General features: G+C 39.0%; 24 protein-coding genes, 1 tRNA gene and 2 pseudogenes. 8 read left to right on the top strand and 19 right to left on the bottom strand.

Features of this window, described 5'->3' with window-relative positions:
• Positions 1-14: 14 nt before the first annotated feature.
• The 13 genes from H7N69_RS03645 to H7N69_RS03585 all read right to left on the bottom strand — a co-directional run bounded on the left by H7N69_RS03645 (position 15) and on the right by H7N69_RS03585 (position 10,990).
• Positions 15-893 (bottom strand): carbon-nitrogen hydrolase, encoded by an 879-nt coding sequence (locus H7N69_RS03645; protein ID WP_187884831.1) that lies wholly within the window; start codon positions 891-893, stop codon positions 15-17.
• A 3-nt stretch (positions 894-896) separates the two neighbouring features.
• A complete protein-coding gene (locus tag H7N69_RS03640; RefSeq protein WP_000656207.1) occupies positions 897-1,043 on the bottom strand; it encodes a hypothetical protein in 147 nt (48 codons plus the stop codon).
• Between the two features lies 1 nt (position 1,044).
• The gene (locus H7N69_RS03635; protein ID WP_180374029.1) at positions 1,045-1,716 is read right to left on the bottom strand and encodes a tRNA threonylcarbamoyladenosine dehydratase; all 672 of its coding nucleotides are present in this window, start codon (positions 1,714-1,716) and stop codon (positions 1,045-1,047) included.
• Positions 1,717-1,769: 53 nt separating this feature from the next.
• Positions 1,770-2,009, bottom strand: a complete 240-nt coding sequence (locus tag H7N69_RS03630) for a hypothetical protein (RefSeq protein WP_156579206.1) — start codon at positions 2,007-2,009, stop codon at positions 1,770-1,772.
• Positions 1,996-2,376, bottom strand: a complete 381-nt coding sequence (fliS, locus tag H7N69_RS03625; RefSeq protein ID WP_001199081.1) for a flagellar export chaperone FliS — start codon at positions 2,374-2,376, stop codon at positions 1,996-1,998. The genes H7N69_RS03630 and fliS overlap by 14 nt, the downstream gene beginning before the upstream one ends.
• Before the next feature lie 41 nt (positions 2,377-2,417).
• Complete coding sequence (gene fliD / locus H7N69_RS03620) at positions 2,418-4,475, bottom strand: flagellar filament capping protein FliD (RefSeq protein WP_187884830.1); 2,058 nt, start codon at positions 4,473-4,475, stop codon at positions 2,418-2,420.
• A 16-nt stretch (positions 4,476-4,491) separates the two neighbouring features.
• Positions 4,492-4,851: a FlaG family protein gene (locus tag H7N69_RS03615; RefSeq protein WP_187884829.1), complete on the bottom strand. Its 360-nt coding sequence runs from the start codon at positions 4,849-4,851 to the stop codon at positions 4,492-4,494.
• A 97-nt stretch (positions 4,852-4,948) separates the two neighbouring features.
• Positions 4,949-6,151 (bottom strand): murein hydrolase activator EnvC family protein, encoded by a 1,203-nt coding sequence (locus H7N69_RS03610; protein ID WP_187884828.1) that lies wholly within the window; start codon positions 6,149-6,151, stop codon positions 4,949-4,951.
• Positions 6,144-6,950, bottom strand: coding sequence for an FtsX-like permease family protein (locus tag H7N69_RS03605; RefSeq protein ID WP_078258491.1), 807 nt, complete (start codon positions 6,948-6,950; stop codon positions 6,144-6,146). Before H7N69_RS03605 ends, H7N69_RS03610 begins: the two co-directional genes overlap by 8 nt.
• Complete coding sequence (locus H7N69_RS03600) at positions 6,937-7,608, bottom strand: ABC transporter ATP-binding protein (RefSeq protein WP_001950597.1); 672 nt, start codon at positions 7,606-7,608, stop codon at positions 6,937-6,939. Before H7N69_RS03600 ends, H7N69_RS03605 begins: the two co-directional genes overlap by 14 nt.
• On the bottom strand, positions 7,605-8,786 hold the full coding sequence (gene trmB / locus H7N69_RS03595; RefSeq protein ID WP_187884827.1) for a tRNA (guanosine(46)-N7)-methyltransferase TrmB: 1,182 nt from the start codon (positions 8,784-8,786) through the stop codon (positions 7,605-7,607). The genes H7N69_RS03600 and trmB overlap by 4 nt, the downstream gene beginning before the upstream one ends.
• Positions 8,787-8,796: 10 nt before the next feature.
• Positions 8,797-10,044 carry a fibronectin type III domain-containing protein gene (locus H7N69_RS03590; RefSeq protein ID WP_187884908.1) on the bottom strand — a complete coding sequence of 416 codons (1,248 nt, stop codon included), beginning with the start codon at positions 10,042-10,044 and terminating at the stop codon, positions 8,797-8,799.
• Complete coding sequence (locus H7N69_RS03585) at positions 10,007-10,990, bottom strand: RluA family pseudouridine synthase (RefSeq protein WP_187884826.1); 984 nt, start codon at positions 10,988-10,990, stop codon at positions 10,007-10,009. Before H7N69_RS03585 ends, H7N69_RS03590 begins: the two co-directional genes overlap by 38 nt.
• 102 nt (positions 10,991-11,092) lie before the next feature.
• On the opposite strand from H7N69_RS03585, the pseudogene H7N69_RS07875 reads away from it, so the two are divergent.
• The 4 genes and pseudogenes from H7N69_RS07875 to H7N69_RS03570 all read left to right on the top strand — a co-directional run.
• Positions 11,093-11,567, top strand: a pseudogene (locus H7N69_RS07875) (GTPase); the annotation flags it as partial.
• Positions 11,550-12,338 (top strand): YcjF family protein, encoded by a 789-nt coding sequence (locus tag H7N69_RS08075; RefSeq protein ID WP_415751417.1) that lies wholly within the window; start codon positions 11,550-11,552, stop codon positions 12,336-12,338. The pseudogene H7N69_RS07875 and the gene H7N69_RS08075, both read left to right, overlap by 18 nt.
• A gap of 22 nt (positions 12,339-12,360) precedes the next feature.
• Entirely contained in the window at positions 12,361-13,506 is a 1,146-nt protein-coding gene (locus tag H7N69_RS03575; RefSeq protein ID WP_187884907.1) for an FtsW/RodA/SpoVE family cell cycle protein, read from the top strand.
• Positions 13,468-13,544: transfer RNA gene (locus H7N69_RS03570), tRNA-Ile, on the top strand. The genes H7N69_RS03575 and H7N69_RS03570 overlap by 39 nt, the downstream gene beginning before the upstream one ends.
• Before the next feature lie 51 nt (positions 13,545-13,595).
• Here H7N69_RS03570 and H7N69_RS03565 read toward each other — a convergent pair.
• The 6 genes from H7N69_RS03565 to H7N69_RS03540 all read right to left on the bottom strand — a co-directional run bounded on the left by H7N69_RS03565 (position 13,596) and on the right by H7N69_RS03540 (position 18,902).
• Positions 13,596-14,552 carry a ribose-phosphate pyrophosphokinase gene (locus H7N69_RS03565; RefSeq protein WP_000647439.1) on the bottom strand — a complete coding sequence of 319 codons (957 nt, stop codon included), beginning with the start codon at positions 14,550-14,552 and terminating at the stop codon, positions 13,596-13,598.
• 64 nt (positions 14,553-14,616) lie between these two features.
• The gene (locus H7N69_RS03560) at positions 14,617-15,102 is read right to left on the bottom strand and encodes an HIT family protein (protein WP_187884825.1); all 486 of its coding nucleotides are present in this window, start codon (positions 15,100-15,102) and stop codon (positions 14,617-14,619) included.
• Positions 15,103-15,111: 9 nt separating this feature from the next.
• Complete coding sequence (locus H7N69_RS03555; RefSeq protein WP_187884824.1) at positions 15,112-16,593, bottom strand: Mur ligase family protein; 1,482 nt, start codon at positions 16,591-16,593, stop codon at positions 15,112-15,114.
• Entirely contained in the window at positions 16,580-17,305 is a 726-nt protein-coding gene (gene estV / locus H7N69_RS03550; protein ID WP_187884823.1) for a lipase EstV, read from the bottom strand. Before estV ends, H7N69_RS03555 begins: the two co-directional genes overlap by 14 nt.
• On the bottom strand, positions 17,305-18,348 hold the full coding sequence (locus H7N69_RS03545) for a D-alanine--D-alanine ligase (RefSeq protein ID WP_187884906.1): 1,044 nt from the start codon (positions 18,346-18,348) through the stop codon (positions 17,305-17,307). The genes estV and H7N69_RS03545 overlap by 1 nt, the downstream gene beginning before the upstream one ends.
• A 77-nt stretch (positions 18,349-18,425) precedes the next feature.
• Entirely contained in the window at positions 18,426-18,902 is a 477-nt protein-coding gene (locus H7N69_RS03540) for a phosphatidylglycerophosphatase A family protein (RefSeq protein ID WP_000357110.1), read from the bottom strand.
• Between the two features lie 148 nt (positions 18,903-19,050).
• On the opposite strand from H7N69_RS03540, the gene H7N69_RS03535 reads away from it, so the two are divergent.
• The 4 genes and pseudogenes from H7N69_RS03535 to H7N69_RS03520 form a co-directional block, all read left to right on the top strand.
• Entirely contained in the window at positions 19,051-20,160 is a 1,110-nt protein-coding gene (locus H7N69_RS03535; RefSeq protein WP_187884905.1) for a pyridoxal-phosphate-dependent aminotransferase family protein, read from the top strand.
• An 8-nt stretch (positions 20,161-20,168) separates the two neighbouring features.
• A complete protein-coding gene (locus H7N69_RS03530; RefSeq protein WP_078261324.1) occupies positions 20,169-20,630 on the top strand; it encodes a phosphoribosyltransferase in 462 nt (153 codons plus the stop codon).
• A 1-nt stretch (position 20,631) separates the two neighbouring features.
• A complete protein-coding gene (gene rimO / locus H7N69_RS03525; RefSeq protein WP_033584348.1) occupies positions 20,632-21,951 on the top strand; it encodes a 30S ribosomal protein S12 methylthiotransferase RimO in 1,320 nt (439 codons plus the stop codon).
• Between the two features lie 123 nt (positions 21,952-22,074).
• Positions 22,075-22,951, top strand: a pseudogene (locus H7N69_RS03520) (GTPase); the annotation flags it as partial.
• Between the last annotated feature and the right edge of the window lie 124 nt (positions 22,952-23,075).

Below are 23,075 nucleotides of genomic sequence, written 5' to 3'. Positions count from 1 at the left end.
TAATCTTAAATGGACTAGATATAGCGTTTCAACAAATCGTCATAAAAATCAATGCGCCTGTCTCTTAAAAACGGCCACATTCGGCGCACTTCTTCGGTGCGTTCTAAATCAATTTCCGCATACAAAATCTCTTCTTTATCGCTCGCTTTAGCTAAAAATTCGCCCAAAGCCCCCACCACAAAACTAGAGCCAAAAAAAGTAATGCCCCCCTTAATCGCGCCGCTAGGATCTAACTCCACGCCCACTCTGTTAGTCGCAATCAAAGGCAAGCCATTAGCGATCGCATGCCCTCTTTGGATCGTCTCCCATGCGTTTTGCTGACGCTTTTTTTCTTCATTAGAATCTTCTTCTAAAAACCCTATCGCGCTAGGATAGATTAAAATTTCTGCCCCTTTTAAAGCCATGATCCTTGCTGCTTCAGGATACCACTGATCCCAACACACCATAAGCCCTAATTTGCCCACGCTTGTAATAATAGGCTCAAAGCCCAAATCCCCCGGCGTGAAATAAAATTTTTCATAAAACCCCGGGTCATCAGGAATGTGCATTTTGCGATACACCCCAGCGATTGATCCATCTTTTTCAAACACAACCGCGCTGTTGTGATACAACCCTTTAGCGCGCTTTTCAAATAAAGAAGTAATAAGCACCACTTGAAATTTTTGAGCTAAAGCGCTAAAAAAAGCCTTATCTTCTTCAAAATATTCGCCCAAATCAAAAAATTTAGGGTTTTCGCTCTGGCAAAAATAACTATAAGGGTTCAATTCTTGCAACACCACTAAATTGGTCTTAGGGTGTTTTTTTAGCGCTTGTTCAAGCAGGTTGGCTGTATGCTCTATAGTCTTTTTTCTAGAGCCGCAATAAGCATGCTGGAGGATGCCTGCATAAATCATTTTTCACTCTTCTTCATAATCAGAATTATAGTCTTCATAATCGTCATCATCATAGACATTCTTATAATCATTATACTCTTCATCTTCTTCTTCAAAGCCCTCTAATTCTTCTTCTTCAAAATCTTCCAATTCGTCTTCGTAATCTTTCATTTCATTGCCTTTCATTTTTGATAATATCTTGCACGACTTCACTCGCTATTTGCAAACCAAAACTCGCCGTAACTGCATTAAAACTCCCAAGCTCTATGCAATGCGGGACTTCAGGGCTAAAAACCACCTTAAAATCCCCCTTAAAACGGCGTTTTTTTAAAAAATCCCTAAATTTACGCCCGAATTTATCGCCATAGCTTTCCCAAACGCTCCCCACTTGGATGTGTTTAGGATTCAAACGCTTCGCGCTCCCCATAGAGCTGATAAACTTCCCGTAAGCGAAATTTTGACATTTTATCGCTAGGCTTGTTTTAATAGGCAAATCGTCCATGCAATCTAAAATGTAATCATAATCTCTAAAATTAAATGAATTTAAAAACGCTTCATCTATGCGACAATTGAAAGCTTGAACGCCCTTATAAAGATCTTGCAACACCAACACTTTAGATTCTCCTATCCTTTCTGATCCAATCTGGCGGTTTTGATTGGTAACATCAAACACGTCTTTATCAATGATAGTGATTTGCCCTATCCCCACACGATACAAAGCGTCTAGCGCAAAGCCCCCGACACCCCCCACGCCACAGATTAAAACCCTTTGTTGGCGGATTTTTTCAAAATCGTTTTTAAACAACCACCTTATGCGCGTGAATCTATCTATGGGTTCAGACAATCTTTAGCCTTCAATAAAAATAGTGCTTTTATTGTATCGTAGTTTAAAAAATCTTAAGACAAAAATTTTTGGATTTGCTTAGCCTTATGCATTTGTGATTGCAGTTCTTCTTTTTCTTTTTCTAATAGTTCAATGCTTTGGGCTATCATTTCCTTAAGGCTTAAAAGCGTGTCTAAATCTAAGCTTTTTATTTGCTCTAAAGAAAGGCGCTCTATCAATGAAAAGGCGAGTTTGGAATCCTTTTTAACAAGAGCGATTTTAAAGGAATCTAATAACATGTCAGGCGAGTTCATCTGAATGGATTTCCCTCCATGCTTCTAACAACCCCCTAGCCACATTCAACACCAAATCAATCTTACTCGCATCATTTTCCACATTGGCTTGCGTTAAAACTTTGATTTGATGGGTGTATAAGCCTGTAAGATACACCGCCACTTCCCCCCCTTTTTCATAGTCCAAAATATTCAACAACTCCGTGAAAATATCCGTAACCCTATTAATATAATAGATCTTCTTTTCAATGTCTTCATTTTCAATACAGCGTTTGGCTTGCGAGGAAAATCTCAAAATCCCTTCATAAAGCATTTCAATGAGTTTTGCCGGGGATTCCACACTCACTCGGTTATGCTGGTAGGCTTGGTAAGCGTTAGCGTATTGCATAATGTTCCTTTATCCTTTAAAATTGATAACTCTCTGTTTTTTTAATTCTTTTTAGCCGCCGCTTGATCGATCATCATTTGCACGGAATTGAATTTTTGATTCGCTTTAGAAATTTGGCTGTCATAAGCCGCAAAACGCTCCGCCATGATGTTGTAGCGGGTTTTTAAAAGCTCTTGAGCGTTTTCTTTGTCTTTGGTTAAGCTTTTAGCGTCTCTGTCTAGGGAATCTTCATAAATCTTTAATTTAGCGTTCCCTCCGTCTATGAGGTTAGCGATAACTTGATTGAATTTAGAAAAAATACCCTCTTGGTGGATTTCCCTGCCCCCCATATCCTTGCTGTCGCTCCCATAAAAAAAGTCTTGAGTCGCTTTAGGGTTAGAATTTAGCGCACTACTCAATTTAGCTTCATCCAAACTCATCACGCCCTTATCGTCTAAACTAAGCCCGTATTTCATCAAGCTTTCTACCCCATTATCCGTATGCACGCTATAAGAAAACACGTTATTAAGAGAAGAACGGATCGCGCGAATATCGCCCACGCCGTTGAAAATCCCAGCGATTTTAGTGTCCGCATCATAACGCGTGTCTTCGTCTAATTTAGGGATAAGCTCGTTATAGGCTTTGACAAATTCACTAAGGCTGTCTATAATGGCTTGATTGTCCCTGCTCACGCTGATAATGGCAGGCTTATTAGGCTCTGTGGTTTGCTCTAAAGTGATATTAACCCCGTTAATCACATCATTGACCTCATTAGTGGGGCGCGTGATGCTCACCCCATTATAAGTGAATTCTGAATCGCTCGCTTTTTGCAAATTTTTAGACATAAAAAGCGTGTTTTGTGAAGCTTCATAAGATTGCACCATGCCAGCGTTCAAACCCAAATCCTTCAAACTATTCTTGCCTAAAGCGTCCTCGCCCTTAATCGTTAGCATTCCGGTTTTAGAATTGATCACAAGCTTGCCTTCGGCGTTTTTAAACGCACTCAAGCCTTCTTTAGCGTTAATCGCTTGAATGATAGCGTCTGTGTTTTCTTCACTAGTGTTACTCGCTTTGGTTAAAGCGCTCAAATCCAGTTTTTGGCCATTCAAGCTAACCACCCCTTCTAATTTACCCTCTTTTATGGTGCGAGAACTTTTCAATAAATCGCTTTCTTGGGTGGTGGTTTGCAAAAACCCAAGCTCTTTAGCCTTACTCCCTTTAACTTCAATATTTCCCCCACGCCTGTCATTAATGATTAAAGATTCCCCCCCATGAAGAGTGTCTACGGAAATATCCCCATTAGCGATCAAATCTTTAAAATTAGGGTCATTTTCTAAAGCCTGCTCCATCGCTTTTTGGATTGCGGTGTTTTTTTGTTTGATAGAAGCGCTTTCAGGGAGCTCTAGCATGATAGGGATTTCATGCATGTTCCCATCAGCCCCCTTTAAATTCAAACTCACTTCGCTTTTCCCGCTTCCATCAACCCCCAAAGAAAGGGCGTTTTTGTTAGTGAGCGTGGATTGGAGGTGTGAGCCAAAATAGATGCGGTTGTCTTCGCCGGTGTTTTTGGTATTCACCATTAATTGGTAGGGGTCATTCCCTCCTGTTTTCATCACAATGCCCATCACTTCACCATTGGTAGCGTCTGTGATGCTTTGAGCCACATCGCCTAAAGTCATTCCTGCTTTAATATCAACGGCGTAGTCCTTGTTTTGCGTGTAAAACTTGAGCGTGGTATCCACTTGGCTAAAAATATCATCTCTTGAAGAAAATTTCGCCCCTAGTTCGTTAATATCGCCTTGCGCTAAATTTTGCACATCCACTTTAATATCTTGAATAGGCACGCCAGCCCCCACGCTCGCACTCAACGCATCGCCTGTAACATTGCTTTTCCTACTGATATAAGTGGAATAATCCGAAAGCGTTTTAACCGGGCCTTTTAGAGAAGAAAGGAGCGTTTTAATTTCTACTAGGGCTTTTTGTTTTTCAACATTTTGCTCCATTTTCTTGTCTAAGGGGGCGATTAACGCTTTTTCATCGGCGTCCTTAAGCTTGTCAATCACATCGTAATTCAAAACCTTACTGCCAAGCCCTAATGAGCTTAATGAACCTATTGCCATGTTTTACCTCTAATTTTTAGCCTTTTTCATCAAAGATAATGCCTATCACATCGCGCATTCTTTGCATAAGCTCTACGGCTTCTTTAGAGGGTATTTCTCTTATCACCTTATCCCCATTAGCGTCTTTGACTGAAACCACTAACCCTTTGATCGTATCGTTATAACTAAAATTAATATCCGTGCCGATGCGTTTCATTTCTTCATTCAGACGCTCGCTCAATAATTCCAGTTTGGGTTTGTATTGCTCAGGGTCTATCGTTGTTTTAGATTCATCAATAGTGTTTATCGTATTTGTGCGACTGATCTCTTTTGTGGGGGTTGTTTGAACGCTTGCATGAGATGCGGGAATCCCAATCCCTTGAACTTCATTGACCATAAAAACCTCCAAATTTTTCCATGCCTAATAAATGTAACTATTTCTTTGTTTGTTAAATTCTTTAGCTAATATCGGCAAAAAGACGATTTGTTAAATCTTAATTGCGTGCGATGAGTTCTAAGGGGTTGATGTGTTTTTCTTTCATGGTTACTTCAAAACCCAAGCGTTGCTCAATGCGCCCTAAAACATAGCCTTTTTGGATCCGCATGCCGCTTTTAATGGTGGGGGCGATTTTATCCAATTGAGAATAAATCGTGCGGATGCCGTTTTTATGCTCAATGATAACGACTTTTTTAAGCATGTTGATTTCTTTAGCGAACACGATTTTCCCGTCTAAAACGTTACGCACCAAAGCGTTTGGGGTTTTTGACACTAGCGTGATAGACTCGCTAAAAATTTTTAAATTATAAACTGGGTCAATATAGGGGCCAAATTTTTGCACCACTTCATAATCGTTCAAGGGAGCGATCGTTTTTGGCCCGTTATAGCTCGTGGTGTTGATGTTTTGATAAGAGCTAGCCACTTGTTTGACTTCTAAAGCTTGAGAAGATTTTTTCAAACTGACTTTTTCTTCATTTTCTCTATTTTGTTTGATGATATTCAAGCGTTTTAAAAGGGCGTTTAAATTCTGGCGCTCTTTTTCTAAAAGGGTTAGCCGTTGGTTATAGATCGCGTAATCTTTTTGCATGCTCAAAATGAGCTTATTTTGTTCGGTTTGCAAGGATTTTAAGGTTGATTCACGAGTTTTTTGCTCATCTATGACAGATGAGATTTTTTGAATGCTGTTTTTGACTTTTAAAGCTTGCACATTGAGCTCCTTTTCTTCTTGGCTTAGTTGCGACATTTTAGACAGAGTGCTTTGGTGCAAGTTTTCAAACGCTACTTGTAAAATCACATCATTAGAAGAGGCTAAATTCTGCCCCTTTAAGGCTTGTGAAAAAAGAAAATCCTCTAAAAGCGTATCAAACACCCTCTTTTGTAAAAACGATCGTTGTTTTTGCAAATGATCTAAAGACTTGCGGTAGTTGGTTAGGACTTTTTCTTGAGCCAAACTTTCGTTACGATTTTTTTCAAGACTCTTTTTTAAGGCGGCCATTTGGCGCTCAATCTCAACCTTTTGAAGCTCTTTAGAGCGGATCGCTTCGCCTAAAGAACTCAAACGGCTGTTTAGTTGGTTTTTTTCTTCATGGGTTTTTTTTAAAAGGGTTTCTTTGTGTTGAATGTCTTTAGCAATATCGCTCACTTTTTGCGTGTTAGCTGATAGTAAGATGGCTAACAAAAATATTCCTAATTTATACATGCCTAGTCCTCCAAGCTACAAGTAAAACAGAAACAAATGAGACTACAAGGCTAAAAAGTAGTCCCCATAAAAAATGGTTTAAAACAAACGCGTCTCCTATAATACCCAAAGTATCCATTGTTCTTTCAAAACCTTTTTGCGAAGTGATATAAAGCATGAACATGGGGGCTAAAAAGCTAGCGATTAGAGAATCCATTAAAGCTATTCTATACAAAAACCCGTTTTTAAAAGACACCGAAGCCCCTAATAAATCCATGATCTCTAACCTCTCATGGTATTGATAGATCCAGATGCGGACTTGCTTGAACATCAATAAAACCGATAAAACAAAGACCACTAACGCAAAGACATAAATCGTGGCTTTAATCAAGCTTAAGAGATCATACACTTGCATGTAAGTTTTGGCAAAGACTTCAACTTTTTGAACGCCAGGGATTTTGAGCAATTTTTCTTTAATGTTTTCTAAACGCTCTTGAGTGGGGAATGTGGAAAGTTGTAAAGAATAAAAAAAGGGTAAATTTTTCCTTAATTCCTTAAGCCCGTCTGTGCCTAAAGTTTTTTGAAGAGGTTCTAAAGAATAATTAGGATCAATCTCTTTTAACGCTATGATTTCGTTAAAATTTTGACGCAACAATTCCAAGCCTAATTTTTGCGTGCTAGCCAACACGATTGAATAATCTTCAATCAATTTTTTTTCTTTCTGTTCGATCGCTTGATTGATAAACAACACACACTCCAAGCTAAACAATAACGCCACTAGGGGAATGATAAAGGCTAAATGCTTTTTAAGAGTATTCATAAACTTCCCCCTCTTCTATGTAAAATTTTCGGTGATAAGCGCTAAAATTTTTAGGGAATTTGTGCGTAACCACCACGATCGTAGCGTTTAATTGCGTGTTCATGCCCCTTAATAAGCTCCAGATTTTATCGCTAGAATAATCGTCTAAGTTCCCGGTAGGTTCATCGGCTAAAATGAGTTCAGGGCAGTTCGCCATAGCCCTAGCCATAGCCACTCGCTGTTGTTCGCCCCCACTGAGCTCTTTGGGGTAGCGGTTAGCCTTATGGCGTAAATCAATATGCCCTAAAAGTTTTTCTAGCTGCAAGTGGCATTCTTCTTTTTTAACGCCACAAATCACCATCGGTAGTTTGATGTTTTGCTCAATCGTGTAATCTTGGATCAGTTTATAATCTTGGAAAACCACGCCAATATTTTTACGTAAATCTAAAATCGTTGATTTTGAAGCGTTATTCATGTTGGTATTGCAAACTTCTAATTTACCGCTAAAAACCTTCAAATCCCCATAAAACGAGCGCAAAAGCGTGCTTTTACCGCTCCCGCTAGGCCCTGAAATGAACACAAAGTCTTTTCGTTTGATGCGTAAATTGGCATGTTTAATGACCGGCTCGTTTTGCTGGTATTGTAAGCATAGATTATTCGCTGCGATGATCACACTCATCCAATTCCCTTTTGGCTTAGGATATTTTGAAGCAAAAGGTGCGCTTTGTGGTTGTTTAAGGTTTTTAAGGGGCTTTTATTGAGATAAAAAAGCTTATTTTCTGCCAATAAAACAAACAAACGCACAGGCCAATCAAAATCCCCCATGCTCAATTCCACTAAAAAATCCCCCTTATTTTCATAGATATTGCAAACATGCACAAAATACCCCTCTTGGATGATTTTTGGGGTTTTTAAAATCGTTTTAACGCTCTTTTTACTCATTGTTATTGTATCAAAAGAAAAATCAAATGCATGGTTATCAAAAGGGGTTTCATCCAATTCTAAAGAATAAATTCTTAAATCATAAATATCTTTTTTGAGTTTGTTCCAACGCGCTTCATACTTGCTGACAACCGGTATTTGAGCGTTTTTTTTGATTTCTATCTCGCATTGAAAGTTTTTTAGGGCTAATTTTAGGCTGTCTTCAAAATAAAGGCTATCATCGGTTCGTAATTCCAAAAACCCTTTAGGTTTTAAAACTCTTAAAGCTTCGTTTAAAAACTTTTCGCTTAGCACTCGGCGGTGTTTTTTATCATTCCATGGCACAGGGAAATGCACAAAAATTTTTTCGCATTTGTGATTTGGCATGCTCTCTAAAATTAAACGGCCATCGCCTTGCAAGATGTGCAGATTTTTTAAATCTAACAACTCCATTTGCTTTAACGCTTGCGCGATAGAGGGGGTGTGAATCTCTATCCCTAAGCATGTTTTAGTGGGGTTGTTTTTGGCTAATTCTATCAAATGCCTCCCACTCCCAAAACCAATTTCTACTAAAATAGGGGCTTGATTTCTTTGAATAAAGTCTTCAAAAGTTCCTAAATCAAGGGCTTTTTTTCCGCTCGCATGTTTAGAATTTTCTTGCAAATTATGCGAAATGACTTCAAAAGATTGCGAATAAATCCTTAAAGCTTGTTTTAAAATCTCTCGTTTTAAGGGCGTTGCTTTTTCGCTTTTGATCAAAAAATCATTCGCTCGCCGGATTTTTTGCAATAAAAAAATATGATCCTTAAAACTCGCATACACACAGCTTTTAGTGGGGTTTTTTAAGCTTAAAAATTCCTTATGAAAACAAAAATCCCCTGCAATTAAGGGGTATTCTAAAGGCTTGGAGTCTAGCTTGGCTAAAAAATGGGACATTAAAACCCTTTTAGCGCTCTAAAAACAAACGCACTTCTTTGCTGGGGTGCGACTCTAAACCATCTTTATCCACGCTCACCACTTGATAGCGGTAAGCCACGCCCACTTTCATGTCCTTATCCACGAATTGGTTTTTGGTGATATTCCCAAAACGCAAAGGGGTTTTAGAATTGGCTTCAAAACGATACACCGCATAGGTGGCTATTTTAGCGCTTGGGTTATTTTCCCATTGGATAAAGGCTGAAGAATCTTGAATAGTCCCTTTAGTGATGATAGGGGCTTCGGGTCTGTCAGCGGTCTCACCCATTGCAGGCTCTTTGGGTAATGCCCCTTCAAGATGCGTTTTATCAAGGGCGACGACTTTATAATAACGAGTGAGGTTGTCTTTTTCTATTTTATCCACATAGGAAGTGTTGGTGGTTTGAGCGATGAATTTGTATTTATCGTTGCGGTTATTGGAAGCGTAAATGCGATAAGCTATCACATCTTCTTCGGGGGATTTGTCCCAACTCAATTCAATTTGTCGCGTGAGGTTTTGGCTCACTCTAACGTTAGCGATTTCTTTGGGCAAGTCTTTGGTTTTCCCCTCCACTATGACGCTAGGCCTGGATTTATCCCCCATGAAATTTTCGGCGATGACTTGGTAGCGGTATTTTTGCCCATCTTCTAAATCTTTATCAAAAAACTCCACGAATAAGCGGTTTTTTACAGCCCCTACATTTAAAAATTTGCCGTCTTTATTCTGCCTTTGAATGATGTATTTAGAAACGCTAGGGTTAGGGTGCGGACTCCAAAAGACTTTCACGCTTTTAGGGTATTCAAGGCTTGCAAAAACGCTTTCTACAGGATTGATAAAAGAGGTTTTTACTAAAACAGGCTCTGAAAGGTTAGAGATTTTATCGCCCTTGTAAGTAGCGAGCTGGTAAGTGTAAGAACTCTCTGTTTCTAGCCCCTCATCATAATAATGAGTCGCATAAGGGTTTTTAATCGTGGCGATTCTTTTAAGCTTGGAGTCTTTTTTCAAACGATACAAAATAAACCCATCAATGTCATAAGTATCAGCGATTTTAGGCCATTCAAAACCCACTGAACTCACATCGTTAATGGTTTTAATAGAATGGACTACCGGAAGCTTAGTGTCTATATTTTCTTGATTATTAAGGGCTGAAAAAGTATGATTCCTGGTAGAAGAGCACCCTATAAAAACCGCTAATACCACACTACTTTGCAATAAAAGCGTGAAGTATTTTTTCTTCATCCAAGACCTCATCTAAATTCTCCTTGTCAAAAACTTTTTTAAGATATTCTAACATATCCTTTAATAGGGGAACTTTAAAGCGCAGTTTTTGCTCGCTTCTAGGGTGTTTGAACTCTATCAAATAGGCATGCAGCATGATCCTTATTTCTTCTTTAGGAAGCACCCCATTAAGCCCGTAAAGGTTATCGCCTATGATGTGTCTGTTCAAATATTCTAAATGCGCTCTGATTTGGTGCGTGCGCCCGGTGAACAATTTAGCCCCTATCAAATCCATGCCATTTTGAGAAGTCAGCAAGCTAGTAAATTCGCTTTTAGAATAGCGGCTTTTTTCTTTTTTAGCCGCTTTGAGCGCTATCATTTTTAAGCGGTTATTAGGGTTTCTTGCCAAATAACATTCCACGCTCATTTTTTCTTCTTTTAAGGGGGTTGAAAGCAAGGCGATATAGTAGCGCCCCATTGTTTTAGTTTTGAGTTGCTCGCTCAAATGAACATGGGTAAAATTGTTTTTAGCGATGACAATCCCTCCGCTCGTATCCTTATCCAAACGATGCACAATCCCATAGCGCTCTTTTAAGCCAAGATTGGAAAGCTCGTAATTTTGAGATTTTAACCAATCCACTAAAGTAGGCTCTTTCACGCTTGGGGCTTTATGGATGACTAAATTAGGGGGCTTATTCAACACTAACAAGTCTTCATCTTCAAAAATGACTTCTATTTCTAAATCAAGCCCTCTTTTTAAGGGTTTGGGCGCGATTTTGGGTGTTAAAAGCGTGATTTCATCGCCCTCTTTTAAGGCTAGCCCCCCTTTTTTAACCTCCTTTTTTTGACAAAACACTAACCCTTCTTTAATCAAATTCAATACCTGGTTTTTAGAAATTTGCAATTCTTTGGCTAAAAATTCATCAATGCGTTTGTAATGGGTAGGGGCGATGAAAACTTTTTGCATTCAAACTCTTTTTGCATTTTTAAAAACCATTATTCTACTCAAAACCTTAAAAAAATCCTATTTCATTATTTGAATACACTATAATCGGTACGCCAACATTTTGTGGCTCAAATCATTTTTAAAAGGGGTTTTATAATGGAAAACAACGAAAACTATTCCAAAAAAGGTGCATACAATGAAGAAACAAAGGAATTAGATCTAAGAAAATTGTATGACAATATTAAAGAAACAACACAGATGCCGTTCATGAACATTTTGCTCATGGGGGGTACTGGGGTGGGTAAAAGCTCGCTCATTAACGCTCTATTTGGTAAAGAAATCGCTAAAGCAGGCGTAGGAAAGCCTATCACTCAGCATCTTGAAAAATTCATTGATGAAAAGAAAGGCTTGATTTTGTGGGACACTAAAGGCATTGAAGCTGCAAGTTACCACGACACCATGCAAAAGAATTAAAGAAAAAATGGAAGAAGTTCCTCGTTCAAAAGGACATGATAAAAAAGAGGCTGAAGAAGAGATTATTCATATGGCGTATTTGTGCATTCTAGAGTCTTATCCTAGGATTGAAGAAAGAGAAAGAGAGTTATTAGGCTTCGCTAAAAAATGGAATATCCCAACGATTGTCGTTTTTACAAACACAGCCAAAAGGTACGATACATTTGTCCAAAAATCTAAAGAGATCATAGGTGAAAAATGGGGGTTTAAAGATTTTGTCAGAGCTTATGTGAGGGTTAATTCGGTTAAATATTTATCTGATGATGATAAAGAAATCCCTATTAAAGGTTTAGAAGAATTGGTAGATGAAACAAAAAAATGTCTTTCAGATGCTATGAGAAACCATTTTTTGCGTGTTCAAAAAATTAAGATTCAAGAAAGAAAACAAGCTATGATCGATGAAAGTAAAACCATTATCCACCTTGCATCAGGAGCGGCTGGAGCGGCTGGAGTTAGCCCTATACCCTTTAGCGATATGCCCATTATTACAGGTGCTCAGATGACGATGATTTATAAAATGAATAGGGCGTTTGAAGTGAGTTTGGATAACACTGCGTTCATGACATTATTCACAGGGTTGTTAGGTTTTACCGCTATTGGGCAAACAGCAAAAACGATTGTTGCTAATTTGATCAAATTAATTCCTGGTGCGGGGAGTGTTGTGGGGGCTGTAATTTCTGGAACGACCGCTGCGGTTATCACAGAAGGCATTGGGTTTGCTTATTTGAAAGTGCTAGAAAAGTGCTTTAACGATGAAACAGGCGAAGTGGATTTGCCTGGTGAAGTTGACATGATAATCTCTCTCTTTAAGGAGAATTATCTTAATTTGGATACAATCAAGAAATTAATACAATAAGATTAGGGGTTATGAAAAACGCATGGCATTAGACAAAAGGATTTGGATGCATTTTGATCTTTTGCCTTTTGTGTTTATCATCCCCTTGTTGGTGGTTTCTTTTTTATTGATTTTTGAGAGCAGCGCGGTTTTGAGCTTGAAACAAGGGGTTTATTATGCCATAGGGTTTATTCTCTTTTGGGTAGTGTTTTTTATCCCTTTCAGGAAGCTCGATCGGTGGCTCTTTGTGCTTTATTGGGCGTGCGTGATTTTACTAGCGTTAGTGGATTTTATGGGATCGAGCAAGCTTGGGGCGCAGCGATGGCTAGTCATTCCTTTCACTTCTATCACCTTACAGCCCAGCGAGCCTGTGAAAATCGCTATCCTTTTATTATTGGCGCATTTGATTAAAATAAACCCGCCCCCTTTTAAGGGCTATGATTGGGGCATGTTTTTAAAGCTTAGTTGTTATATTTGCTTACCGGCGGCTTTGATTTTAAAACAGCCTGATTTAGGCACGGCTCTTATTGTGTTGATCATGGGTTTTGGGATTTTACTTATCGTGGGTTTAAGGACTAGGGTGTGGCTCCCTCTTTTTATCGCTCTTTTAGTGGCTTCGCCTATCGCTTATCACTTTTTGCACGATTACCAAAAAAAGCGCATCGCAGACTTCCTTTCTGAAAAGCCTAATTACCATGTCATGCAATCCATTATCGCTATAGGATCGGGCGGGTTTTTAGGCAAATCTAAAGAAGCTTGCACACAAACCAAATTCAAATTCTTGCCTATTGCAACGAGCGATTTTATCTTTGCTTACTTCGTGGAGCGTTTCGGGTTTCTAGGGGCTATGTTGCTTTTTGCGATTTATATAGGCTTGAGTTTGCATTTATTTTTTTATCTGTTTGAGAGCAACAGCGATTGGTTTTTAAAGATTGTAGCCCTTGGGATTTCTATTTTAATCTTTGTTTATTCCAGCGTGAATATCGCCATGACTTTAGGGTTAGCCCCTGTGGTGGGGATTCCCTTACCCTTATTCAGCTATGGGGGGAGCAGTTTTATCACTTTTATGATCCTGTTTGCAATCCTAGAAAACCTGCTTGCTTTTCGCTATATTTTTGGATACAATAGCAAACCATCCTTTGGGAATTTTGGATTCTTAGCTCAGCTGGTCAGAGCGCTCGGCTCATAACCGATTGGTCGTAGGTTCAAGTCCTACAGAATCCACCACTCCCACTTTTTATCATTTTTTTAACCGCCTCCTTTTCAACTGCTCCTTTTTTAAGTGAAAAGCGATTGGACGCTTTCGTTATGATAAATCCTTCTGATCACTTCCGCAAATAAGGGTGCTACGCTTAAAGTGGTGATTTTATCGCATTTTTGAACTAAAGGGATAGAGTTAGTTACCACCACTTCATCTAACGCGCTTTCTTTAATGCGCTTGATCGCATTCCCACTCAAAACCGCATGCGTGCCTAACGCCATGACAGAAGTCGCCCCTTGTTCTTTTAAAGCCAAAGCGGCTTTACAGATCGTGCCTGCGGTATCAATCATATCATCCACTAAAATCACATCGCGCTCCTTGGCTGAGCCGATAATATTCATCACTTCGCTTTCATTAGCTTTTTCACGGCGCTTATCCACGATGATTAAATCTAACCCCATTTGATTGGCAAAATACCTAGCCCTTGTAACCCCACCCACATCAGGGCTGGCGATTATAGGGTTTTTTAACGCTTTAGAGCGGATATAGTCTCTAAAAACGATAGATCCGTATAAATTATCCACCGGCACATCAAAAAATCCTTGGATCTGCCCGGCATGCAAATCCATCGTAATGATCCTTTCAATCCCCACTTCTTGCATCAAATTAGCGACCATTTTAGCCGTGATAGGCACTCTTGGAGCCGCTTTTCTGTCCTGTCTGGCATAGCCAAAATACGGCAACACCGCTGTGATAGAATTGGCCGAACTGCGCCTTAAAGCATCTACCATGACTAACAATTCCATTAAATTGTCATTGACCGGCACGCAAGTGGGCTGGATGATAAAAATATCCTTACCGCGCACCGATTCGCTGATTTGGATATTGATTTCGCCATCGCTGAATTTGCCTATCACCGCTTTGGATAAGGGAAAGCCTAAATGCTTTGACACTTCTTTGCCAAATGCAGGGTGAGCACTCCCTGAAAAAATCTTAAAACCACGCATCTTTGTCTTAAACCCACGCGCCTTCATCGCTTACACTCCCTAAAATGAATTAAAATCAATTGTAGCGCACCCAAACTAAAAGCGTTTGTTTTCAACCAAGCTCCTTTTCTAATAAGTTTTTTAAGGTAAGATAGGTTTCATTTAAATCAATCCCGCACACCCTGGTTTGAGCGATAACGCTCATAAAATTGCTATCGCCTAAAAACCTAGGCACTAAATGCATGTGCAAATGCTCAGGAATCCCTGCTCCGGCACTTCTGTGCAAATTCAAACCTAAATTAATCCCTTGAGCGCCATAAGCATACAACGCTTTTAACGCTTTAGGTGCTAATGCATTCATATTGAGCCAAGTATTAAGCTCTAAAAGTTCAACGCTCGCCTTGTGCGCATGGGGAATGATCAACAAATGCCCTGGGTTATAAGGGTAGGCGTTCATCACGACGAAGAGATCGCTATTTCTATAAAGCACTCTGTTTTCTGAATCTTTTGTAGGGTTTTGAGAAATTTCACAAAAGACACAACCCTTATTTTTCTCTTTCAAATAACTTTCGCGCCAAGGGGCGTATAAATGTTGCATGTTCATTTCCTAAATGTAATTAGGGGCGTCATTAGCGAATAAAATCAAATCGCCTTGAATCGTGGTGGCTTGTAAGATATTTTCCAATTGCGCCTTATCCTTGAGTAAGATTTTTTGGGGGGTTTTCAATTGTGAAGCAATCGTTTTGGAATTCAACTCCCCTGTGATAATAGCGACATCAAAAACCCCGTCTATTTTTTGCGCTAAAGTTTCATTACTTTCTGTATTGCTTTCCACTAATCCCGGTGTTACAATGACTTTACGCCCTTCATACAAGCTCGCTAAACGAATGCCCTCTAACATGCCCTTTAAATTCCCATTGAAGCTATCGTCTATGATGATTTTTTGATTCACTTCCAAAAGTTGCAAACGATGGGCAATAGGGTTGAGTTCTAAAACAAGCCGTTTGATCCTTTCTGTCTCTAAGCCTAAATGCTTAGCGATTAAAATGGCTGAAGCGATATTGTAAGCGCTAAATTCCCCTAAAACCTTCGTTTCAAATCTTTCCCAAACGCCATCGATAAGCGTTTCAAAAGAAGTGCCTTTTAAAGTGGATTGGACGTTTCTAACCAGGCTAGAAATGTCTGTTAAAGGGCTATCTTTAGAGATGTAGGGTTTGATTTTTTCCACAGAATAGCAAAAGGCTTTTTCTAAGCGTTTGGAATCCAATAATTCCGCCTTAGTCTCGCAAATATTTTCTAAAGTTTTAAAATATTCTAAATGCTGTTCGCCCACTTCTGCGACCACGGCAAGGTGCGGCTCAATGAGACGGGTGATTTCTTTAATATCGCCCTTATTCCTTGCCCCGGCTTCAGCGATATAGATTTCACTCCTATCGTCTAAATTCTGGTTAATATCGTTCGCAATGCCTAAAAGGGTATTGACGCTTTTGGGGCTTGCATGCGCGTTGAATTGGGTTTGTAAGATTTGATGCAAGAAATTTTTAGTGCTGGTTTTCCCAAAGCTTCCGGTAATGGCGATGACTTTTAAATTTTTTAAAGAGGCGATTTTATCTTTAGCGGTTTGCAAATACTGCTTGGATAGGACTTTTTCAAAGATTAAAGAAGCGCTTAAAACGAGTATGAACAAGCACAAATAGCCCAGCGCGAGCGAAATCCCATTTAAAGGGGCTAATTCTGTGTTTAAGATTTCATGCAAGATTAAAAAGAGTAATAAGAATATGAAAAAGCGCTTCACCCTTGGCGTGAAAACTAAAGGCTTGTCGTTGCGTTTGGCCCAGATAATGAGCATGGGCATTTGAATCACGCCGCAAAAGAAATCAAAAACAAACGGCATTTTGAAAGCATACGATAGGATAAACACCCCTAAAGGCAATAAAAAATAAATCCCATGCCAACGCATCTTGTGGTGTTTGGTTAAGATCCTAAACACGCTGTAATGATACCATTGCAATAAAGTCATCATATAATAGCCAAGCCCTGTTATAAAGAGCCAACGAAACGCTAAATTCAGCCAACTAAGACTTTGCATGATGATATTTCTCCACTAGTTTTTCAATCTCTTTTGCTTGGTTTAAAAAAAAGAAATGATCCCCTTCTAACACGAATAATTCGCTCTTTTTCAATAAGGTTCGCATTGTTTGAGCGGAGCTTAAGGGGGTTGCTTTATCATCTTTACCCCAAAATAATAAAACTTCTTTCTCGCATCGTTTGAAATGATCACTAAAGTCTTCGCTAACTACTTTTTTAAAGGTTTCATACATCGCTTGATTAAGCCCCATAGCGTCCTTACTCCTCAAAAACCCTAAATTCAAGCCTAATTTTTTAAAGATTTTAGCTAAAAGGATTTTACAACGCACTTTTAAGGGTTTTGGCTCTAAGATCCCTGCGCTGCTCAATAAAACAATGCGTTCGTTTTCACACAAGATCGCTACTTTCCCTCCAAAGCTATGCCCAAAAACGACATGCGCTTTTTTACCCACGCTTTTTAAGAATAAATTGATGATATTAGCATAATCTTTAGTTTCTAAAACTTTTTCATCGTTAGGGCTTTGATTGAAACCGGGTAAATCCACATACAAATGGTTGTAATTCAAAAAACAGCCTTGAAACGCTTGTTGCATCACTTCTTTAGAACTCCCCCAACCATGCAAAAACAAGGCGTTTAAAGGGCTATGGTGGTCTATAAAAGTGTAGGAAATGTCAAAAACGCTATCCAAATAAGCGATACTGCGTTTGGCCATTACTTATTCTTTTGGATTTGCAACAAATAAGAGTTTTTGATTGGGATTTTAGGGGTTTTGGGTAACGATTGCGCTAAATTTTCTAGCGTTGTTTTAAAATCATCAAACAAATAATTGGCCAAACTGCCAGGAATGGGGTTGATCTCATTAAGATACACTTCATTTTCTATGACAAAAAAATCGCAACGGATGATCGCACCATCAAACAAATCGTTATAGAGTTTTTTAAAATTCTCTTTTAGTTGTTCTTCTAGGGCGTTAGAAAGGTTCGCTTTAGGGGCTTTGGTGCGTGAAAAATCCAAATATTTTTGTTTGAAATCTAAAAATTCCTGTTTGTTAGGCTCTTCAATATAGGAAAAACAAAAATCCTTTTTGATCTTACAACCGGCTAAATTGTATTCTTTCACGCCCTGAATGAAAGGCTCTATTAAAACTTCTTTAGAATATTCAAACGCGCTGTCTAAAGCGTAATTTAATTCTTTTTCTTCTTTCACAACATTCACCCCTAAAGAGCTCCCAGCGTTACTGGGTTTGACAATGAAAGGGAAATTAAACCCAATCAAATCCAAGGCGTTAGCGCGGTTTTTTTCATTCAAAAGAACATAATCTAAAGTCTTTACCCCTAAATCTTTAGCGTAAAGCTTGGTTAAATATTTGTTATAACTCAGCACGCTCGCTTCAACCCTAGGGCCTATGAAAGCGATACGATAAAATTCTAACAAGCTCGCTAATTTCCCGTCTTCGCCATCGCCCCCATGCACGAGATTGATTACTAGTGGCAGTTCTATAATCTTAGCGCCTAAAAACGAGTTTTTGAGCAAGCCATTATGCGTAAGGATTAGGGGGGGTAATTTTTTTTCTTTGATTTGAGCGAAGTATTTTGAATGCATGTTAGATGCTTCAATCAAATAAAAATGATGGTTTTCATCTAAAAAAATAAAATATTTAATCCTATCCTTTAACACTTCTTTAAGCGCGATCGCGCTCACAATGCTGATTTCATGCTCAAAACTCGCCCCACCAAATAAAACGCAAAACTCCACGATCAAACTCCCTAAAAACGATTGCAATAAAGTCTATCTACATTTACCTAAAAAAAGGCTTTTGAATTTTCTTAAAATTAAAGTTTAATGTTAAAAAATCCTAAAATATGGATGACTAATAACGCGCTCAAGCCGGCTAAAACACCCGCTAATGCGTCATCAGCCACAACCCCTAAACCCCCTTTAACTTCTTTGTCTATTTTGCCAATGAGTGAGGGTTTAGTGATATCATAGATCCTAAAAAAGATAAAACTCAAAACCACACCCGCTAACGATAACCCGCTAATCGCCATCGCAAGCCACATGCCCACTAACTCGTCTATCACAATGTAAGAGCTGTCATGCCTCTTACTCTCTTCTTCTTCCTTGTCTATTTGAGTAATAGCGATAAGCCCAACAAAAATCGCCCCTAAAAACAAAGTGTTAGCCGAAAAAGCTAAAATGGGTAAGCCTAATAACAACGCCACCAAACTCCCTATCGTTCCAGGAGCTTTTTTAGAATACCCGCTAAAAAAAAGGGTTAGAAAACACGCACGCCAACCAAATTTATCCAATCATTGCCTTAAATTCTTTTTAAATCATGGCATTTTAGCATTTTATTTGCATTAAAAAGCGAATTTATTGAACAATAAGGCTTAATTTTAAGCGCGTTTTAGTATGATACCTTTTAAATTCTCTCAAAAATTAAAGGTTAATTTTAAAATGTTGCTTTTCACTCCAGGCCCTGTAGCCATTAATGAAGAGATGCGCTCAAGCTTTTCTCAGCCAATGCCCCACCACCGCACTAAAGATTTTGAAAAGATTTTCCAAAGCGTGCGAGAAAATCTTAAAAAAATGACCGGTTTAGAAGAAGTTTTGCTTTTAAGCAGCAGCGGGACGGGGGCTATGGAAGCGAGTGTGATTTCCTTATGTCAAAAAGAGTTGCTGTTTGTTAATGCGGGCAAGTTTGGCGAAAGGTTTGGCAAGATCGCTAAAGCCCATTTTATCAAAGCTCATGAATTAGTTTATGAATGGGACACACCGGCTCAAGTGGATAAAATATTAAACGCGCTTAAAGCCAACCCTAACATTGATGCGTTTTGCATTCAAGCATGCGAGTCTAGTGGGGGGTTAAGACACCCTGTAGAAAAAATCGCTCAAGCCATTAAAGAAACTAACCCAAATGTTTTTGTGATAGTAGATGCGATCACCGCTTTAGGGGTTGAGCCTTTAGAAATAACGCATGTTGATGCACTCATTGGAGGGAGTCAAAAAGCGTTCATGCTACCCCCTGCGATGAGCTTAATCGCATTGAGCCAAAAGGCGATTGATCGCATAGAAGAACGCAATGTGGGGTTTTATTTCAATTTGAAGAGCGAATTGAAAAACCAAAAAAACAACACCACAAGCTACACCGCTCCTATTTTACACACTTTAGGGTTGCAGCGCTATTTTGAATTGGTGCAAAATTTAGGGGGCTTTGAAGCGCTTTATAAGGAGACTAAACGAGTCGCTTTAGCCACTCAAAAAGCTGTTTTAGCGCTAGGTTTAAAGATTTTCCCTAAAAGCCCGAGCTTGAGCATGACAACGATTGTTAGCGAGCATGCCAAAGAATTAAAAAACCTTTTGAAAGAAAAATACCAGGTGCAATTTGCGGGCGGTCAAGAGCCTTATAAAGACGCACTCATTCGCATCAACCACATGGGGATCATTCCTGTTTATAAAACCGCCTACGCCTTAAACGCCCTAGAATTAGCCTTAAACGACTTGGATTTAAGGGAATTTGATGGCGTGGCGAACGCAACTTTTTTGAAGCAATATTATGAAATTTAAGGACTATAATGCATTATTCTTATGAAGCCTTTTTGAAAGACAGCCTGGAGTTAGCTAAACAAGTGGAGCGAATTTGCGGTGTCCCAGAATCCCTTGTGTGCGTGATGCGAGGGGGCATGACTTTGACGCATTTTTTGAGTTTGCATTGGAATTTAAGGGAAGTTTATAGCATCAATGCGATTTCTTATGACACCACCAAGCAACAAAACGCCCTAAAAATTGAAAATATCCCCACGATTAAAGAGCGTCTAAAAACCATTTTGGTGGTAGATGAAATCGTAGATAGCGGTAATTCTTTAGAAGCGGTGCTTAAAGTGCTGCAAGACAAACACCCTAATAAAAAGTTTTATAGCGCGAGTTTGTTCCAAAAGACAAGCGCGAAATACAAAGCCGATGCGTTTTTAAAAGACGCTCCTGAATGGATTGATTTCTTTTGGGAAGTGGATTTGAAAAACTTAAAAAGCCATTAACATGCAAATTAAAGAAAACAAACAACTCTGCCTGATCTCATTAGGTTGCTCTAAAAACTTGGTGGATTCAGAGGTGATGTTAGGCAAGCTTTATAATTACACGCTCACTAATGACGCTAAGAGCGCTGATGTGATTTTGATCAACACTTGCGGTTTTATTGAAAGCGCTAAACAAGAGAGTATCCAAACCATTCTCAACGCCGCCAAAGACAAAAAAGAGGGGGCGATTTTGATTGCGAGCGGGTGCTTGAGCGAGCGCTATAAAGATGAAATCAAAGAGTTGATCCCTGAAGTGGATATTTTTACCGGCGTGGGGGATTATGACAAGATTGATATTTTGATCGCTAAAAAACAAAACCAGTTCAGCGAGCAAGTGTTTTTAAGCGAACATTATAACGCGCGCATTATCACGGGATCGAGCGTGCATGCTTACGTTAAAATTTCTGAGGGTTGTAACCAAAAATGCTCTTTTTGCGCTATCCCTAGCTTTAAGGGAAAATTACAAAGCAGGGAATTAGACTCTATTTTGAAAGAAGTAGAAGATCTAGCCCTTAAAGGCTATAAGGATATGACTTTTATCGCTCAAGACTCTAGTTCATTTTTATACGATAAGGGGCAAAAAGACGGCTTGATCCAGCTCATTAGAGCGATTGACAAGCAACAAGCCTTAAAGAGCGCTCGAATTTTATACCTCTACCCCTCTAGCACCACTTTAGATCTGATTGGCGCGATTGAAGACTCGCCCGTTTTTCAAAATTATTTTGACATGCCCATCCAGCATATCAGCGACTCTATGCTTAAAAAAATGCGTCGCAACTCCAGCCAAGCGCACCATTTAAAGCTTTTAAACGCCATGAAGCAGGTTAAAGAAAGCTTTATCAGAAGCACGATCATTGTAGGGCATCCAGAAGAGAATGAGGGCGAATTTGAAGAATTGAGCATGTTTTTAGACGAGTTCCGGTTTGATAGATTGAATATTTTTGCTTTCAGCGCTGAAGAAAACACGCATGCCTATTCTTTAGAGAAAGTGCCTAAAAAAACCATCAACGCCCGCATTAAAGCCTTGAATAAAATCGCTTTAAAACACCAAAACCATTCTTTTAAGGCTTTGTTGAATAAGCCCATTAAGGCGTTAGTGGAACATAAAGAGGGCGAGTATTTTTACAAAGCAAGGGATCTCAGGTGGGCGCCTGAAGTGGATGGGGAAATTTTAATCAATGACAGCGCCTTAACCACCCCTTTAAAACCCGGGCATTACACGATTATGCCTAGCGCGTTTAAAGACAATATCTTACTCGCTAAGGTTTTAAGCCCTTTTTAAAAGCTAGCCATAAGGCTAAAAGCACGGCTAGAGCGTAGTTAGAGCGTGGGGGTTTGCGTTTTTTTTTTTTTTTTTTGTTAGAATGCACGAGAAAAATCCGCTTGAGGCAGGCAAAATGAAAGCATTTATCTTGGCGTAGAAAAGAGCATTAAAGATCTTCAAAATATCTTCAAAAACGCTGATGACAAAGATGAAAAACTGAAGCGATTCAACCAAGAAGCGTTGGAGTTGTTTCAAAAATTAGAGCGTGAAAGTTTAAAAGAGCTTGAAAGCTTGAAAAATAATGAAGAGTGGGAAAATTTTACCATTGCTTTTTATGGGGAAACCGGTGCGGGGAAATCAACCCTTATTGTAATGTTTGAGGATGTTTTTTAAAGAACAAAGTAAAGTAGTTCAACAAGAACGATTCAAGCGGCTTTATTCCAATTACCAAAACAACTATCAAAATGATGAACGCAAAAAACAAGCTATTTTAAACGAACTCCATTCATTGCAAGATGGAGCGATTATAGGCGATGGGAGGAGCGATTTCACTTTAAAAACACGATCTTATCCTTTCCAATACAACCATCAAAACTTTATTTTGCTGGATGTGCCAGGGATAGAAGGCAATGAAAAAAAAGTGATTGATCAGATTTCTAACGCAACGCAAAAAGCCCATGCTATTTTTTATGTTACCAAAACGCCTAATCCTCCGCAAAAAGGAGAAGAAGGGAAAAGGGGAACGATTGAAAAAATCCAAAGACAGCTTGATTCGCAAACAGAGGTATGGACGATTTTCAACAAACCGATTAATAGCCCAAGAGCCTTAAAAGATAAGCTTATTAATGACGAAAAAGAAAGCTTAAAAATTTTAAATAAAGAAATGAAAAACATTTTAGGCAAACACTACAAGGGCTATAAAGCAGTGAGTGCCCAAATGGCTTTTTATGGCCTTGTGCAAGCTTTGATCCCAGAGACTGATTTTGATAAAAAGAAACAAAAATTTCTAGAAATTTTTTAAACCCCCCAAGCAGAAATCCCAAATATCTTTAGTGTTTGGGATGAATGCTTTAGTTCCGCTAGGAACTATATAAAAACCTTCAGTGAAACTAACCTTGATTTTCTATATACGCCTTGATAGT

It is taken from the genome of Helicobacter pylori (assembly GCF_014497725.1).
Classification (GTDB): domain Bacteria; phylum Campylobacterota; class Campylobacteria; order Campylobacterales; family Helicobacteraceae; genus Helicobacter; species Helicobacter pylori_DE.
Note: the sequence above shows the minus strand (reverse complement) of the source record. Positions and strands in the feature narration are given on the sequence as shown.